The 13,175-nt window shown below is 71.8% G+C and carries 17 protein-coding genes; 9 read left to right on the forward strand and 8 right to left on the reverse strand.

Features of this window, described 5'->3' with window-relative positions; translation table 11 throughout:
* Window positions 1-5: 5 nt before the first annotated feature.
* Window positions 6-2,048, forward strand: a complete 2,043-nt coding sequence (gene pbpC / locus ACK4YQ_RS01690) for a penicillin-binding protein 1C (protein ID WP_409607632.1) — start codon at window positions 6-8, stop codon at window positions 2,046-2,048.
* An 11-nt stretch (window positions 2,049-2,059) separates the two neighbouring features.
* Here pbpC and ACK4YQ_RS01695 read toward each other — a convergent pair whose 3' ends face one another.
* From ACK4YQ_RS01695 to ACK4YQ_RS01710, 4 genes are all read right to left on the reverse strand, one after another.
* Complete coding sequence (locus ACK4YQ_RS01695) at window positions 2,060-2,677, reverse strand: carbonic anhydrase (RefSeq protein ID WP_409607634.1); 618 nt, start codon at window positions 2,675-2,677, stop codon at window positions 2,060-2,062.
* A 37-nt stretch (window positions 2,678-2,714) separates the two neighbouring features.
* Window positions 2,715-3,362: a maleylacetoacetate isomerase gene (maiA, locus tag ACK4YQ_RS01700; protein ID WP_409607636.1), complete on the reverse strand. Its 648-nt coding sequence runs from the start codon at window positions 3,360-3,362 to the stop codon at window positions 2,715-2,717.
* Window positions 3,359-4,042: a fumarylacetoacetate hydrolase family protein gene (locus ACK4YQ_RS01705; RefSeq protein ID WP_409607638.1), complete on the reverse strand. Its 684-nt coding sequence runs from the start codon at window positions 4,040-4,042 to the stop codon at window positions 3,359-3,361. The genes maiA and ACK4YQ_RS01705 overlap by 4 nt, the downstream gene beginning before the upstream one ends.
* Window positions 4,043-4,109: 67 nt before the next feature.
* Window positions 4,110-4,688 carry a DUF4142 domain-containing protein gene (locus tag ACK4YQ_RS01710; protein WP_409607640.1) on the reverse strand — a complete coding sequence of 193 codons (579 nt, stop codon included), beginning with the start codon at window positions 4,686-4,688 and terminating at the stop codon, window positions 4,110-4,112.
* Between the two features lie 104 nt (window positions 4,689-4,792).
* Between ACK4YQ_RS01710 and ACK4YQ_RS01715 the strand changes: the two genes are divergently transcribed.
* A complete protein-coding gene (locus tag ACK4YQ_RS01715) occupies window positions 4,793-6,007 on the forward strand; it encodes a CaiB/BaiF CoA transferase family protein (RefSeq protein ID WP_409607642.1) in 1,215 nt (404 codons plus the stop codon).
* On the opposite strand, the gene ACK4YQ_RS01720 is transcribed toward ACK4YQ_RS01715, so the two are convergent.
* Entirely contained in the window at window positions 6,000-7,430 is a 1,431-nt protein-coding gene (locus ACK4YQ_RS01720) for an HWE histidine kinase domain-containing protein (RefSeq protein ID WP_409607644.1), read from the reverse strand. The two genes, ACK4YQ_RS01715 and ACK4YQ_RS01720, sit on opposite strands and share 8 nt — an antisense overlap.
* 179 nt (window positions 7,431-7,609) lie before the next feature.
* On the opposite strand from ACK4YQ_RS01720, the gene ACK4YQ_RS01725 reads away from it, so the two are divergent.
* The 4 genes from ACK4YQ_RS01725 (at window position 7,610) to ACK4YQ_RS01740 (ending at window position 9,363) form a co-directional block, all read left to right on the forward strand.
* Complete coding sequence (locus tag ACK4YQ_RS01725; protein WP_409607646.1) at window positions 7,610-7,933, forward strand: glycine zipper domain-containing protein; 324 nt, start codon at window positions 7,610-7,612, stop codon at window positions 7,931-7,933.
* Window positions 7,930-8,313, forward strand: a complete 384-nt coding sequence (locus ACK4YQ_RS01730) for a hypothetical protein (RefSeq protein WP_409607648.1) — start codon at window positions 7,930-7,932, stop codon at window positions 8,311-8,313. Before ACK4YQ_RS01725 ends, ACK4YQ_RS01730 begins: the two co-directional genes overlap by 4 nt.
* A gap of 81 nt (window positions 8,314-8,394) precedes the next feature.
* Window positions 8,395-9,033 (forward strand): superoxide dismutase, encoded by a 639-nt coding sequence (locus tag ACK4YQ_RS01735; RefSeq protein ID WP_409607650.1) that lies wholly within the window; start codon window positions 8,395-8,397, stop codon window positions 9,031-9,033.
* A gap of 156 nt (window positions 9,034-9,189) precedes the next feature.
* Window positions 9,190-9,363, forward strand: coding sequence for a DUF1328 domain-containing protein (locus tag ACK4YQ_RS01740; RefSeq protein WP_409607652.1), 174 nt, complete (start codon window positions 9,190-9,192; stop codon window positions 9,361-9,363).
* Here the strand turns inward: ACK4YQ_RS01740 and ACK4YQ_RS01745 are convergent.
* Together ACK4YQ_RS01745 and ACK4YQ_RS01750 are read right to left on the reverse strand one after the other, a co-directional pair.
* Window positions 9,341-10,165, reverse strand: coding sequence for a metallophosphoesterase family protein (locus ACK4YQ_RS01745; protein WP_409607654.1), 825 nt, complete (start codon window positions 10,163-10,165; stop codon window positions 9,341-9,343). The genes ACK4YQ_RS01740 and ACK4YQ_RS01745 overlap by 23 nt on opposite strands.
* A complete protein-coding gene (locus ACK4YQ_RS01750) occupies window positions 10,162-11,061 on the reverse strand; it encodes a diacylglycerol/lipid kinase family protein (RefSeq protein WP_409607656.1) in 900 nt (299 codons plus the stop codon). The genes ACK4YQ_RS01745 and ACK4YQ_RS01750 overlap by 4 nt, the downstream gene beginning before the upstream one ends.
* Before the next feature lie 198 nt (window positions 11,062-11,259).
* On the opposite strand from ACK4YQ_RS01750, the gene ACK4YQ_RS01755 reads away from it, so the two are divergent.
* From ACK4YQ_RS01755 to ACK4YQ_RS01765, 3 genes are all read left to right on the forward strand, one after another.
* A complete protein-coding gene (locus ACK4YQ_RS01755; RefSeq protein WP_409607658.1) occupies window positions 11,260-11,610 on the forward strand; it encodes a YMGG-like glycine zipper-containing protein in 351 nt (116 codons plus the stop codon).
* A 359-nt stretch (window positions 11,611-11,969) separates the two neighbouring features.
* Complete coding sequence (locus tag ACK4YQ_RS01760; protein ID WP_409607660.1) at window positions 11,970-12,176, forward strand: hypothetical protein; 207 nt, start codon at window positions 11,970-11,972, stop codon at window positions 12,174-12,176.
* Between the two features lie 16 nt (window positions 12,177-12,192).
* A complete protein-coding gene (locus tag ACK4YQ_RS01765; RefSeq protein WP_409607662.1) occupies window positions 12,193-12,429 on the forward strand; it encodes a hypothetical protein in 237 nt (78 codons plus the stop codon).
* Here ACK4YQ_RS01765 and ACK4YQ_RS01770 read toward each other — a convergent pair.
* Window positions 12,426-13,109 carry a Fe2+-dependent dioxygenase gene (locus tag ACK4YQ_RS01770; protein WP_409607664.1) on the reverse strand — a complete coding sequence of 228 codons (684 nt, stop codon included), beginning with the start codon at window positions 13,107-13,109 and terminating at the stop codon, window positions 12,426-12,428. The genes ACK4YQ_RS01765 and ACK4YQ_RS01770 overlap by 4 nt on opposite strands.
* Window positions 13,110-13,175 lie beyond the last annotated feature (66 nt).

Genomic DNA, 13,175 nt, shown 5'->3' on the forward strand with positions numbered 1-13,175 from the left:
AGCCGATGCGGCGGGTTCAGGTCCTCACCCGGGCGCTCTGCGCCCTGGTGGCCCTGGAGGCCGGGGTGACGGCCCTGGACCTGGCCCTGCCGCCGGACCTGTCGCGGGGCGCGCGCGCCTCGCCCGTGGCCCTGGACCATCGCGGCGCCTGGCTGCGCGCCTTGCCGGTGGAGAACGGTCGCTGGCGGATCCGCGCCGACCTGAGCCGCACCGACCGGCAGTTCGTGCAGCGGCTGATTGCGGTGGAGGACGAGCGCTTTTCCCTGCACCCGGGAGTCGATCCTGCCGCGGTGGCGCGGGCGGCGGCCTCTGCGGCGGTCCATGGCCGGATCACCTCCGGAGCCTCGACCCTGACCATGCAGACCGCCCGCCTGCTGGAGCCCCGCCCCAGGACCCTGGGCGCCAAGGCGATCGAGGCGCTGCGGGCGATGCAGATCGAGGCCCGCCTCTCCAAGCGCGAGATCCTGGCGCTCTACCTCACCCTGGCGCCCTACGGCGGCAATCTGGAAGGGGTGCGGGCGGCCAGCCTTTCCTATTTCGGCCACGAGCCGCAGAGCCTGACGCCCGGCGAGCAGGCGCTGCTGATCGCCCTGCCGCAGTCGCCCGAGGCCCGCCGGCCGGACCGCCGGCCCCAGGCCGCCCGCGCCGCTCGCCGCGCCGTGCTGGACAAGCTCGTCCGCGCCGGACGCCTGACCGAGGCCGAGGCGGCCGAAGCCGACGCCGAGCCTCTGCCCGGCCGCGCGCCCTTCCCCACTCTGGCCTGGCACGCGGCGGGCGAACTGGCCCGGCAAGCGCCGACCTATCAGGCCTCTGTCGTGACCACCCTCGATGCGGCGCTGCAGGCGCGCCTGGAGCCTCTGGCGCTCGCCGCCGCCCGGGCGCAGGGGCCGGACGCCACCGCCGCCATCCTTGTCGTGGACCTCGACGGGCGGGCGGTGCGCGCGGCCGTGGGATCGGCCGGGCTGGACCGGCCTGGCGGCTGGATCGATATGACCGCGGCTCTGCGCTCTCCCGGCTCCGCGCTGAAGCCCTTCATCTACGCCATGGCCTTCGAGGGCGGGCTGGTGGCGCCCGACACCGAGATCGAGGACGCGCCGCGCCGCTTCGCCGACTACCAGCCGGAGAACTTCGATCGGGTGTTTCACGGCAAGGTCACGGCCCGCGAGGCCCTGACGCATTCGCTCAACGTCCCGGCGGTGGCGACCCTGGAGAAGGTCGGCCCCGCCGCCTTCGAGGCCCGGCTGCGGGCGGCCGGTGTGACGCTTTCCCGCCCGAAGGCCCAGGTGCGCGAGCCGGGCCTGGCGCTGGCGCTGGGGGGCGCCGGGATCAGCCTGCGGGACCTGGCGGTGCTGTACGCCGCCCTGGCCGACGACGGCCTGGCCAAGCCCCTCGCCTGGACCGAGGAGGCGGCCGAGGCCCGGCGCCGGTCGCCCGGCGTGCGGCTGGTCCGGCCCGAGGCCGCCCGCCAGGTGGTCGACATCCTGCGCGAGACGCCCCCGCCTGCGGGCGTCAGCCCGGCGGCCCTCGCCCGGGGACGTCCGGTGATCGCCTACAAGACCGGCACCTCCTACGGGTTCCGCGACGCCGTGGCCGCCGGCGTCGTCGGCCGGCACGTGGTGGTGGTCTGGACCGGCCGGGCCGACGGCGGCGCCCGCGGCGGCCTGACCGGCCGCGATGCGGCGCTGCCGCTGCTGTTCGAGGTGGCCGACCTGATCGACGCGCCCGCCGCCGCGCCCCGCCCGATCGCCCCGCGCAATGCGCCCCAGGCCCTTGAGCGTCTGGAGCGGACACGCGAGGGGCCCCGCCTGATCTTCCCGCCGGACGGATCCACCGTCCAGGTCGCCGGCTTCGGCCCGGGCTCGCGGGGGCTCGTGCTGGCGGCGGGCGGCGAGGGGCTGAGCTGGTACGTGGCAGGCGAGCCGCTGTCGCCGGACCCTGTGAGCGGCCGGGTTGTGTGGAGGCCCTCGGGGCCCGGCTTCTACCGGCTGATCGTGGTCGACGGCGAAGGCCGCGAGGCGGCCGCCCGCGTGCGCGTCAAGGCCGGCTGACCCGCCCCCCGCTAGATCTGCAGGTCGTCGACGTCCTTGGGATTGCGCACCGTCACGTTCAGGTCGGTGATCAGGCCGTTGGAGATCGAATAGACCCAGCCGTGCACGCTGATCGCCTGGCCCCGGCCCCAGGCGTCCTGCACGAACACGTCGGACGCCACGTTCTTCACCTGGCGCACGACGTTCAGCTCGCACAGGCGGTTCAGCCGCTCGTGCTGATGGGGGATGGCGTCCAGTTCCGCACGATGGGCCGCGGCGACCTCGCGGATCGGGTGCAGCCAGTGGTCGACGAGCCCGCGGCGCTGACCGTCGACGGCGGCGGCCACGCCCCCGCAGCCGTAGTGGCCCACCACCATGATGTGCTTCACCTTCAGGACATCGACGGCGAACTGCAGCACCGACAGGTAGTTGGCGTCCTGCGGCGGGGCCAGGTTGGCGACGTTGCGGTGCACGAAGAGCTCGCCGGGGTCGAGGTCGACGATCTCATTGGCCGGCACGCGGCTGTCGGCGCAGCCGATCCAGAGGTACTCGGGGCTCTGCTGGCCCTCCAGGCGCTTGAAGAAGCCCGGATCGACGGAGAGCTTGCCTGCGGCCCAGGCGCGGTTCTTGGCTTTCAGATGATCGAGCATGGGCGCCTTAGAGCCGAGGCGGAGATCGTCCGCAAGATTACGCTGGGGAAGGCTTGGCGTCGGGCTGGCGGTCCGGATGGGCGGCCTGGAACGCCGGGAGCTCGGCGGCGCGGTCGGCGGCGGCGCGGATCGCCGGCCAGGGCGCCAGGTCCACCTGGTAGCGGCGGGCCGAATAGACCTGGGGGACCAGGAGGCAGTCGGCCAGCGAGGGCGCCACGCCGAAGGCGAAGCCGCCTCCGTGGCGCTCGACCATCGGCTCCAGGGCGTCGAATCCGTCGCGGATCCAGCCCTGGGTCCAGGCGAGGATGCCGTCCTGGTCGATCCCCATCCTGTGCAGGGCTCGGCCCACCCGGGTGTTGTTCAGCGGATGGATGTCGCAGGCGATGATCGCCGCCATCGACCTCACCACGGCGCGGTCCAGCGGGTCCCGGGGCAGGAGCGGCGGCTCCGGCCGGGTCTCTTCCAGCCACTCCAGGATCGCCAGGCTCTGGGTCAGGACGCGCCCGCCGATGTCGAGCGCCGGGGTGAGGCCCTGGGGATTGACCGCCCGGTAGGCCTCGCCGCGCTGCTCTCCGGCGAGCAGGTCCACCGGGACGTAGTCGAACGCCACGCCCTTCAAGGCCAGGCCGATGCGCACCCGGTACGGCGCGGTGGCGCGCCAGGCGCTGTAGAGGGTGTAGCTCACGCCGCCACCGTGAAGGCGAGGGCGCCGACGCCCTCCACCTCCCCTTCCACGCGGTCCCCCGCGGCCAGGGGACCCACGCCCTCCGGCGTGCCGGTGAAAATCAGGTCGCCGGCCGCAAGGCGCCAGAGCCGCGAGGCCTCGGCGATCACCTCGGCGACGTTCCAGATCATGTCGGCGACGACGGCGTCCTGGCGCACGGCGCCGTTCACCGCAAGCCGGATGCGGCCCTGCGGCGGCGGTCCGCTCCAGGGGCGGATGGCGGAGATCGGAGCGGACTGATCGAAGCCCTTGGAGGCGTCCCAGGGCTGGCCCTTGTCCTTGGCGGCGTTCTGCAGGTCACGGCGGGTCAGGTCCACGCCGACCGCATAGCCATAGACGAGGCCGAGCGCCGCGTCGGGCGCGAGGTCGGCGCCGCCGCCCTTCAGGGCGACGACCAGCTCGATCTCATGGTGCAGGTTGGCGGTCGCCGGCGGGTAGGCCGGGTTTGCGCCCGGCGCCACCAGGGCGTCGGCCGGCTTGGCGAAGAAGAACGGCGGATCGCGGTCGTCGCCGCCCATCTCGCGCCGGTGGGCGGCGTAGTTGCGGCCGACGCAGAGCACGCGGCGCACGGGGTAGAGAGCCGCCTGTCCCTCGACGGGCAGGGCGACGGGCGGAGGCGGGGCGAAGACGTAGTCGGCCATGCCGCACACCTACTCCGGCCCGCATCCGGGGGCAAAGAAAAGGCCGGGCTTTCGCCCGGCCCCAGGATCACTGCATCGCGTCCTGCATGGCCTTGGCCTTGTCGTAGTGCTGCTGCACCACGGCGCCGGTGTTGGCCGCGAACGTCTTGAGGGCCGGCTCGTCGCCGTCTTCGGCGTAGCGCTTGAGCAGGTCGAGGGTCGCCTGGTGGGCGTCGACCTGGCCGGTGACGTAGGCCCTGTTGAAGTCCTCTGCGGAGGCCTGCTGCAGGTCGTTCAGCTTGTCCTGCATGTCCTGCGGCAGGGCCGTGGGCATGGTCAGGTTCTGCCCCGACTGGGCGATCGCCGCCTGCAGATCGTTGCCGGCCTTGGTGTGGTCGTCGATCATCTGCTGGGCGAAGGCCTTGACCTGGTCGTCGTTGGACCGATTGACCGCCAGTTGCGCGGCCTGGATTTCGAACATGTTGCTGGCGGCCGCCTTCGTGACGAAGTCCGGCGCGGCGGCCTCGTCGGCCGGCGTGGGCACCGTGGCGGCCGGATTGGCGTCTGGCATCGCCGTAGCGTCGGTGGGGGTTTCGGTCTGGCGGTTACAGGCGGCCAGAGTGAGCGCCGCGGCGGCGGCCCCGACGATCAGCAGGTGGCGTGTCATTCTTGTTTCCTCGAACATTGACAACCCGGCGGCTTGGCGGCTCCAAACGCGCCATGGGGCGTCCAACTCACGGACGCGTGAAGCGTTCCCGGGAGGCGCAAATCGTGAACGAGGCCAAGCTTGGCGCCGAAGGGCCCCTGACCGGGCTGCGCGTGATCGAAATGGGCAGCCTCATCGCCGGACCGTTCTGCGGACAGATCCTGGGCGACTTCGGCGCCGAGGTGATCAAGCTGGAGGACCCCAAGACCGGCGATCCGATGCGCCAATGGGGCCGCAGCCTGCCCAAGGGGCTTTCGCCGTGGTGGCCCGTGATCGGCCGAAACAAGAAGTCCGTCACCGTCGACCTGCGCCAGGCGCAGGGCCAGGCCATCGCCCGTGATCTGATCGCCAAGGCCGACGTCGTGGTCGAGAACTTCCGACCTGGCGCCCTGGAGAAGTGGGGGCTCGATTATGAATCGCTTTCGGCCGACCACCCTCGCCTGATCATGGCCAGGGTCTCCGGCTACGGCCAGACGGGTCCCTATGCGAAGCGTCCCGGCTACGGGCTGATCGGCGAGGCCATGGGCGGCCTGCGCTACGTCACCGGAGAGCCGGACCGTCCGCCGGCCCGCGCGGGCATCTCCATCGGCGACAGCCTGACGGCGATGCATGCGGTGATGGGGATCACCATGGCCCTGCATGCGCGCGAGCGCACCGGCCGGGGCCAGATGATCGACGTCGCACTCTATGAAAGCGTGCTGGCGGTGATGGAGAACCTCGTCACCGAGTACGACCTCACCGGCTATGTGCGCGAGCGTTCAGGCTCGATCCTGCCCGGCATCGCCCCGTCCAACGCCTACCCCTGCGCCGACGGCGAGTTCATTCTGATCGGCGGCAACGGCGACACCGTGTTCGCGCGCCTGTGCGAGGCCATGGGCCAGCCCGCCCTCGCCGCCGATCCGCGCTTCGTCGACCACGCCGCCCGCGGCCGCAACCAGGCCGAACTCGACGCCCTGATCGCCCAGTGGACCGCCACCTTCGCGCTCGAGTCCCTGCTGGGGCTGCTCGAGGGGGCGGGGGTGCCGTGCGGGCGGATCTATCGCGCCCCGGACATGCTGGCCGATCCTCAGTTCGCAGCCCGGGACACGATCGTGGAGACCGACCATCCGGTGTTCGGGCGCATCAAGATGCAGAATGCGTTTCCTCGCCTGTCGCAGACCCCTGGCCGGGTTCGTTGGCCTGGCCCCGCCCTTGGCGAGCACACCGAGGAGGTCCTGGCCGAGGTGGCCGGCTACGGGGCGGACCGCATCGCCGCCCTGAAGGCGGCCGCGATCATCTAGGCCCGGCGCGCCGGCGCTGCAGGAGTTCGCTCACCGCGGCGGCGACCTGGGTGACGTCATAGGGCTTGCGGATGATCGGGGCGTCGAAGCCGGACGGCGCGCCGGCCGCGCCGCCGTAGCCGGTGGCGAAGAGGAAGGGCACGCCCCGCTGGGCCAGCACCTCGGCCACAGGCGTCACCGAACGGCCGTTGAGGTTCGCGTCGAGCACGGCCGCGTCGATCCTCTCGTCGAGGAGCGCCATCGCCTCCTCCAGCTCATAGGCCGGGCCGATCACCTCGGCGCCCGCCTCCTGGAGCCCCGTCTCCAGCTCAAGGGCCAGGAGCACCGCGTCCTCGACGATCAGGATTCGGGACCCGCCAAGGTCGGCGTCCCCCGCCACCGGCGCCGGCGCCTCCACGGTCCGCGTCGGGGGCGCCTGGGGCACGGTCTCGGGGCGCTCGACCACGGCCGTGGGCGCTGCGCGCAGGCGAACGCGCACCCCGCCCGGCAGGTATTCCAGGGTGGTGGACCCGTTCAGTTCCCGGCCCGTGACCTGGTCGAGCAGCGTCGAGCCGAAGCCGCGATGATCGGGCGGCTGCACCGTGGGGCCGCCGGATTCGACCCACAGGAGCTCGAACCCCCCGTTGTCGAGCCGCCCCCAGCGCACGTCGACCCGGCCCTGGTCGGTGGAAAGAGCGCCGTACTTCAGCGCGTTGGTCGCCAGTTCGTGCAGCGCCAGGGACACCGCGTTTGCGGCCCGCGGCGTCAGGAAGATCTCCGGCCCGTCCCAGCGGGTCTGGCTGGGCGCCAGGCCGCCAAGTTCGGCGGCCGCAAGGTGGCCCACGGCCGCGCCGCGCCAGCGGGCGGCGGTCAGCAGTTCGTTGGCCGACCCCATCGACTTCAACCGGCCCGCGAAGGTCTGCAGGAAGCCGTCCAGCGAAGTGGTGCGCTTGGCGGTCTGGAACGCGAGGGCCTGAACGGCGGCCAGCACGTTCTTCACCCGGTGGTCCAGTTCGGCCATCAAGGTCTGCCGCTGGCTCTCCTCGAGCTTGCGGCCGCTGACGTCCTCGACGATGGCCAGGACCGCCGCGCACTCGCCCGACTTGTCCACGATCGGCGTCCCGGCCACGCGCACCCACACGACGCGGTCGTCCGTGGGACGCGTGACGCGGAATTCGGTGTCGAAAGTCACTCCATGCTCGATCACCTCCGCGCCGGCCTGGCGAAGGCGGTCGCGGTCTTCGGCGTGCACGGCGGCGAAGAACGCCCCCTCGGGCGCCGTCGAGGTCCGCGCGTCGGCCAGGCCCAGAATCTCCTGGGCGCGCGGGTTGAAGGTCAGCACCCTGTCCTCGCGACGCCATTCGACCTCGCCCAGCCCCGCAGCCTTCAGGGCGAGGTCCAGGGCGTGCCGATCCAGGCGCGGTGACGCGGAATCGCGGGTCATGCCCGAACATAGGCGCGGGCGGGCGGCGAGGCGACAGGAACGAAAGGCCAATTCGAAGGCGTGACGCCGGATTCGCCCGGTCGGGACGTTGCACCTGGACCGGAACCGCCTAACATAAGGGGCGTTCAGGCCATGTCCGTCGCGCGCCTCGCGGCGGTCGGACTTCGGGAGAACTTTAAATGTCCGCCAACGCCGTCGACCAAGCCGCCGAAGACGCCAAGATCGCGGGCTCCGCCGCAGCCAGCAGCGCTTCGACGCTGAGCGCGGAAGCCCAGCGCAGCTTCCAGGAAGCCGCCAAGCGGTTCGAGAAGGTCGTGCATGAGGGCGTCGAGCAGATCCGCGCCCAGACGCGCGCCTATGCGGACACCGCTGGTCAGCAGCTCGAGGATGCTCAGCGCTATATGACCGAGCGGGTGCGCGAACGTCCCCTGACCGCCGCAGCCGCCGCGCTTGGCGTGGGCGTGCTGATCGGTCTGGTGATGGCCGGCGGCCGCCGGCGTTGATCGAGAAGATCTACCTGGGCTTCATCGGCGTCGTCATCGTCGCCGTGGCCGCGGCGGCTGGAGTCGTCGCGGCCTGCTATGCGTTGTTCGAAGCCCTGCGCGAGCCCGTGGGCCCGGCCGGCGCGGCCGGCCTGGTCGCCCTGGCCATCTTCCTGCTCATCGGACTGGGCGCGCTGCTGCTGGGCATGCGCAATCGTCCGGCCAAGCACGCCGACGACAGCCGCGGCCTGTCCGGCAAGGTGCTGCAGTTGGCCCGCGACAAGCCGCTCATCGCGGTCGGCGCGCTGGTGGCCGCCGGCATCGTGGTGGCGCGAAACCCCCGGCTGGCCACGGCGGTGGTCAGCGCCTTCATGGCGGGGCAGAGCAGCCGCAAATCCTGACTCGCCCCGAACCGATCAACGCCCCGGGAGTTCCCTGGGCGTCTGCACAGAGCTGTCCTCCCCCAAGCCCAGGAAGAGCTGATGTTTATCCTGCCTGAACTGCCCTACGCCTATGACGCCCTGAGCCCGGTGATCTCCGATCGCACGATGCATCACCATCACGACAAGCACCACGCCAAGTACGTCGAGGTGCTGAACCAGCTCGTGAAGGAGCAGGGAATTGCGGCCGACAACCTCGAGGACGTCGTGCGCAAGGCCGCGGCCGAGAAGAAGGCCAAGCTGTTCAACAACGCCGCCCAGGCCTGGAACCACGCCTTCTTCTGGCTGTGCATGACGCCGGGCGCCAACCCGGCGGCCGGGGATCTGGCCGAAGCGATCAAGCGGGACTTCGGCGGGCCGGACGCCCTGAAGGAGGCCTTCGTCAACGAGGGCGTGGGCCACTTCGCCTCCGGCTGGGTCTGGCTGGCCGCCCAGGGCGAGACCCTGAAGGTCCTTTCGACCCACGACGGCGAGAACCTGCTGACCCACGAGGGGCTGACGCCGCTCCTCGTCTGCGACCTTTGGGAACACGCCTACTACCTGGATCACCAGCAGGACCGTAAGGGCTTCCTGGAGGGCTGGTTCGACAAGCTCGTCAACTGGTCGTTCGCCGCCAAGCAGTACGACGCGGCCCGCGGGAAGGCCGAGCCCTACCGCTATCCCGTTCCCGTCGCCGCCTAGACCGAGCCGCCGGTCGGAGACGGCCGGCGGCCCCCGCCGGCCGTAATCCGAGGGGAACGGCCGCGCCGACCGAGCGTTGAACTTTCGGCGATTCGTCAAGCACGACCCGCCGAAAGAATTCACGGCGCGTGATCTTGCGCGCAAAGGAGAGGTCGAATGCTCGGTTGGGCTCTTACATTCCTGGTGGTCGCTTTGATTGCGGCCGTTCTTGGCTTCACTTCGATCGCCGGCGCCGCGATGGGCGTCGCCAAGGTCCTGTTCTTCGTCTTCCTGGTGCTCTTCGCCGTGTCGATCGTGATGCATCTCGTCAGGGGCCGTTCGCCGCTATAGCGGCGTCGGAACGGGGTCTGGGCCGGCGACGATCCAGGCTCCAGGTGCGCCAGGGATCGAACGACGATCCATTCCAGGCCAGGGCGGCGATCTCGATCGCCGCCCGTTCCACGTTCAGCATGTTGAAGCCCGCCGGAACGCCGCGCTCACGGACCGACAGCGTGCCGGCGCCGACCGCGTAGGTGCGCCCGTCGGCGAACGGATAGGCCAGGGCGAACGGCGCATGAAGGTGGCCGGTGAGAACCAGGTCCACCCCGGCCTCGGCGAAGGCCTGGGCCGCGGCGCGGCCGCCGCGCACGCGCCCGGTCATGGGCCCGTGGGGCAGCTCGATCAGCGGATGGTGGCAGACCAGCACCTTCAGGCCCTCGGCTTGCCGCAGGCGGGCGCAGGCGTCCTGCGCCTGCGCCGCGCGGATCGCGCCCTTGGACCAGTTGAGCCGCCACTGCGCCCCGCGGGCGGTGTTCACGCCCTCCACGGCCAGTCCCTCCGCCCTGTGCGACTGGCGCCACACAGGGCCGATCGCCCTCTGGTATCGAGCGAACGGGCGGAAGATGCGCTCGGCCCAGGCGATATAGGGCGCGTCGTGGTTGCCGGGCGTGACCAGCAGCGGGTCGGGCAGGCTCTCGAGCCAGGCCGCGGCTGCGACGAACTCGTCCTTCTCGGCGAAGCGCGTCAGGTCGCCGCTGATGATCGTCAGGTCGGGCGGGTCGGCGCGAAGCTGCGCCGCCGCGGCGGCCACCGCCTCGACGTTCTCGTCGCCGAAGTGGATGTCCGACAGATGAGCGATGCGAAGGCCGGTCATGCCTGCGGCTCCGGCGGCGCCAGCACGCGGACCACCTCGGACCGGTATTCGATCAACGCCGCACGCTCCAGGCGCACGGATTCTCCGTCGAGCAGCGCCGGGATCCGCCCCGCGGCCCACGTGCGGACCGCCGTGCAGCGCTCCACCCGCACCGCCGGATCCTTGCGCCAGTCGCCCAGCATGGCGTGCAGGCCGATGCGGAACGCTTCCGCGGCGCCCGTGGGATCGAGGGCGGCGACCTCCAGGGCGTCGGCGTCGTTCTCCATGGCGCGGGAGACCAGGGGGCACATCAGGGCGAGGGCTTCGGCCTTGCCGCGCGGCCCGCAGTCGAGCGCGTAGCGCAATCGCCCGGTGAAGGCCCGGCTGAGGGCCCGTTGCGCCCGCATGATCGCCAGCCTGGGCCGGCCCGCGCGCATCGCCTCTCGGGCCGGCGCCCATAGGGCCGGCGCGCCGATGATCGCCGCCACCAGGAAGACGCGGCCGTCCACCTGGCCGCCGCCGATCATCCGCGGCGAGCCCTGCGCCAGGGCCTCGGCGGCCGCCTCGGCCCAGGGCCGATCGCCATAGACCGCATGGGGAAGCAGGTTCATCGTGCCGCCGGGCAGCGGCGCCAGCACCGGGCCGCGCGGGCCGCAGAGCTCCGCCGCCGCCCTCGCCGTGCCGTCGCCGGCCAGCACCATCAGCACGTCGGGGCCGGCGTCGACGGCCCGCTGCAGGGCGTCGCCCAGGCCGGCGGGGTCCGGCGCCTGCACGCGTCCGGTCAGGCCCAGCTCGGCCAACAGGGTCTTGGCCCGCTCCGCGGCGTCCGGAGAGACCCCGCCGGAAGCGAGGTTCACCAGCACTTCGACATGGCGCAACGTCATGGCCGGCGAAGCCGGCGTGTCCTTCGTCGTCATCGCGCCGCCCGGCCCGCGGGCGGCGGCTCGCGCCGCGCGTCTGGCGAACTCATCCACCGCTCCTGTCCGGGGGTCATACGCCCCGCAACCCACGCCGGGCAAACGGCGCGCACGCGCGGCGGTTCCGAGGAACCGACCCGGGCCGGCCGCGTTGCACTCGCTGGGCTTGAGCGTGGGGGCGCCGGAGGAGAGCTACCAATGTGGAAACCTATGATCGCGGTCGCGGGCGCGGGCCTGCTGGCCGCCGCGTGCACAAGCACTGGTAACGTGGAACGCAACGCCGCCGGCGGCGCGGCCCTGGGCGCCCTCGCCGGCGCCGTGATCGGCAACAACGTCGGCAGCGGCGACGCCGGCGCCGGGGCCGGGGCCGCCATCGGCGCGGCCGTGGGCGGCACGGCGGGCGCCGTCAAGGGCTGCCGCGAAGACGGCGGCTGCGGAGCGGCGGCGCCCAATCGGCGCCAGTACTACGACGAGCGCGCGGGCCGCTATTACTACTACGACTCCGGCTCGGGCCGTTACTATTGGGAAGACGGCAGCCCGCGCTACTGACCCATCGGGGCCAATCGATCAGGGGACGGTCCGGCCACGCCGGGCCGTCTCTTTTTCTGGCCCGCCGGGGCGCCGCCGCGCCTGCGCGCACAAAGAAAGGCGGGCTCTGCGCCCGCCTTGAAGTCAGCATCATCGAGAAAAGGGGGTGCGGAGACGGCAGGCCGGCATGATCACCGGCCTCAAGTCGGGGGGGGCGTCGCCGCCTCCGCAACCCATAAACGAACCGCCGATGCGATCTGTTCCCGGCTCCGTGGTTTTTTTTACAGGCCGCCTTCCGGCGCCCCGAGGGGAACGCCGGGTCGTGCGCCGAGTTATACCCGGGCGGGGACATGGCTCCGCTGTCGCGCGGAGGCGCGCAGATGTTCCAGGATCGCCCGTTCGGCCCCCGGGCCCTGGTCTCGCTCCAGGCCCTTTCCCCTCGCCAGCGCGCCGCGCGGCGACGCATGGCGGCCCTGATCGCGGCCGCCGCCTTCGCCGCCGCCGGCTGGACGGCCGGCGCCTGGCTCACCCCCCAGGGCGGCGCCGGCGGCTCGGCGCTGGGGCCCTTCAGCTACTTCCCATCCTAGTGCAGGGAGAATTTCCATGGCGCAGACGCGCAGCGAACCCGAACAACGCGTAAACGCCACGACCGCTCGTCAGGGCCGGCTCGGACGGGACGTGTTCTGGGTGCTTCTGATCTCGACGGTCCTGGCGCTGGTGGCGCTGATGGCGAGCTGGGCGTGGAACGCCAACCGCCTGGGCTCGACCGAAGTGCACAATGCGCGCGAGGCGGCGGACGCCCGCGCCTTCGATTCCTCTGACGCCAAGCCGGCGTCCTAGACCTCCGCCCACATCCGCAGGAGGTTGTGGTAGGTCCCGGTGAGGGCCACGACGGACGCCTCGCCCTGGCCAAGCTGCATCGCCAGCCGCTGGATCGAGACGTCCATGTCGAACAGAAGGGCGCGCCTGGCGTCGTCGCGCACCATGCTCTGGATCCACATGAAGCTCGCCACCCGGGTCCCGCGGGTCACGGGTTCGACCGAGTGCAGGCTCGTGGAGGGATAGAGGATCAGGTCTCCAGCCGGCAACTTCACCTGGTGCGCCCCGTAGGTGTCCTCCACCGTCAGCTCGCCGCCGTCGTAGTCGTCCGGTTCGCTGAGGAACAGGGTCGCCGACAGGTCCGTGCGGATGCGGATGTCGCCGTGGCGGGACTGCCGGATCGCGTTGTCCACGTGCAGGCCGAAGGTCTGGCCTCCGGCGTAGCGGTTGAACAGCGGCGGATAGACCTTCTGCGGCAGGGCGGCCGAGACGAACAGCCGGCTCCGCGCCAGCGCGTCCTGCACCGCTTCTGCGCCGCGGCGGGCGGCCTCCCCGTCCTCGGGCAACTGTTCGTTGCGCTTGGCCAGAGCGCTCTGGGCGCCGGAGGTGACGTTCCCGTCGACCCACGGGGCGGCGTCGATCAGGGCCCGCAGTTCGGACACCTGCGCCTTGGTCAGAACCTCCGGAACATGCAGCATCATGGCGAGATCTCCTCTGGCGCAGACGGACTGAACACAGGCCCCTTCGCTTGCGGAAGGGCCTTCGCG

Origin of the sequence: Phenylobacterium sp., from assembly GCF_046291545.1 — a bacterium.
In the GTDB taxonomy this organism is placed as follows: Bacteria; Pseudomonadota; Alphaproteobacteria; order Caulobacterales; family Caulobacteraceae; genus Phenylobacterium.

Bases quoted from the DNA above. Each gene is read 5' to 3' on its own strand.
- ACK4YQ_RS01770 (WP_409607664.1), bottom strand. From the start codon at position 13,109: ATGATGCTGCATGTTCCGGAGGTTCTGACCAAGGCGCAGGTGTCCGAA.
- ACK4YQ_RS01760 (WP_409607660.1), top strand. From the start codon at position 11,970: ATGTTCCAGGATCGCCCGTTCGGCCCCCGGGCCCTGGTCTCGCTCCAG.
- ACK4YQ_RS01720 (WP_409607644.1), bottom strand. From the start codon at position 7,430: ATGACCCGCGATTCCGCGTCACCGCGCCTGGATCGGCACGCCCTGGAC.
- ACK4YQ_RS01705 (WP_409607638.1), bottom strand. From the start codon at position 4,042: ATGGCCGACTACGTCTTCGCCCCGCCTCCGCCCGTCGCCCTGCCCGTC.
- ACK4YQ_RS01765 (WP_409607662.1), top strand. From the start codon at position 12,193: ATGGCGCAGACGCGCAGCGAACCCGAACAACGCGTAAACGCCACGACC.
- ACK4YQ_RS01740 (WP_409607652.1), top strand. From the start codon at position 9,190: ATGCTCGGTTGGGCTCTTACATTCCTGGTGGTCGCTTTGATTGCGGCC.
- ACK4YQ_RS01750 (WP_409607656.1), bottom strand. From the start codon at position 11,061: ATGACGACGAAGGACACGCCGGCTTCGCCGGCCATGACGTTGCGCCAT.
- ACK4YQ_RS01710 (WP_409607640.1), bottom strand. From the start codon at position 4,688: ATGACACGCCACCTGCTGATCGTCGGGGCCGCCGCCGCGGCGCTCACT.
- ACK4YQ_RS01745 (WP_409607654.1), bottom strand. From the start codon at position 10,165: ATGACCGGCCTTCGCATCGCTCATCTGTCGGACATCCACTTCGGCGAC.
- pbpC (WP_409607632.1), top strand. From the start codon at position 6: ATGCGGCGGGTTCAGGTCCTCACCCGGGCGCTCTGCGCCCTGGTGGCC.
- ACK4YQ_RS01755 (WP_409607658.1), top strand. From the start codon at position 11,260: ATGTGGAAACCTATGATCGCGGTCGCGGGCGCGGGCCTGCTGGCCGCC.
- ACK4YQ_RS01735 (WP_409607650.1), top strand. From the start codon at position 8,395: ATGTTTATCCTGCCTGAACTGCCCTACGCCTATGACGCCCTGAGCCCG.
- ACK4YQ_RS01695 (WP_409607634.1), bottom strand. From the start codon at position 2,677: ATGCTCGATCATCTGAAAGCCAAGAACCGCGCCTGGGCCGCAGGCAAG.
- ACK4YQ_RS01725 (WP_409607646.1), top strand. From the start codon at position 7,610: ATGTCCGCCAACGCCGTCGACCAAGCCGCCGAAGACGCCAAGATCGCG.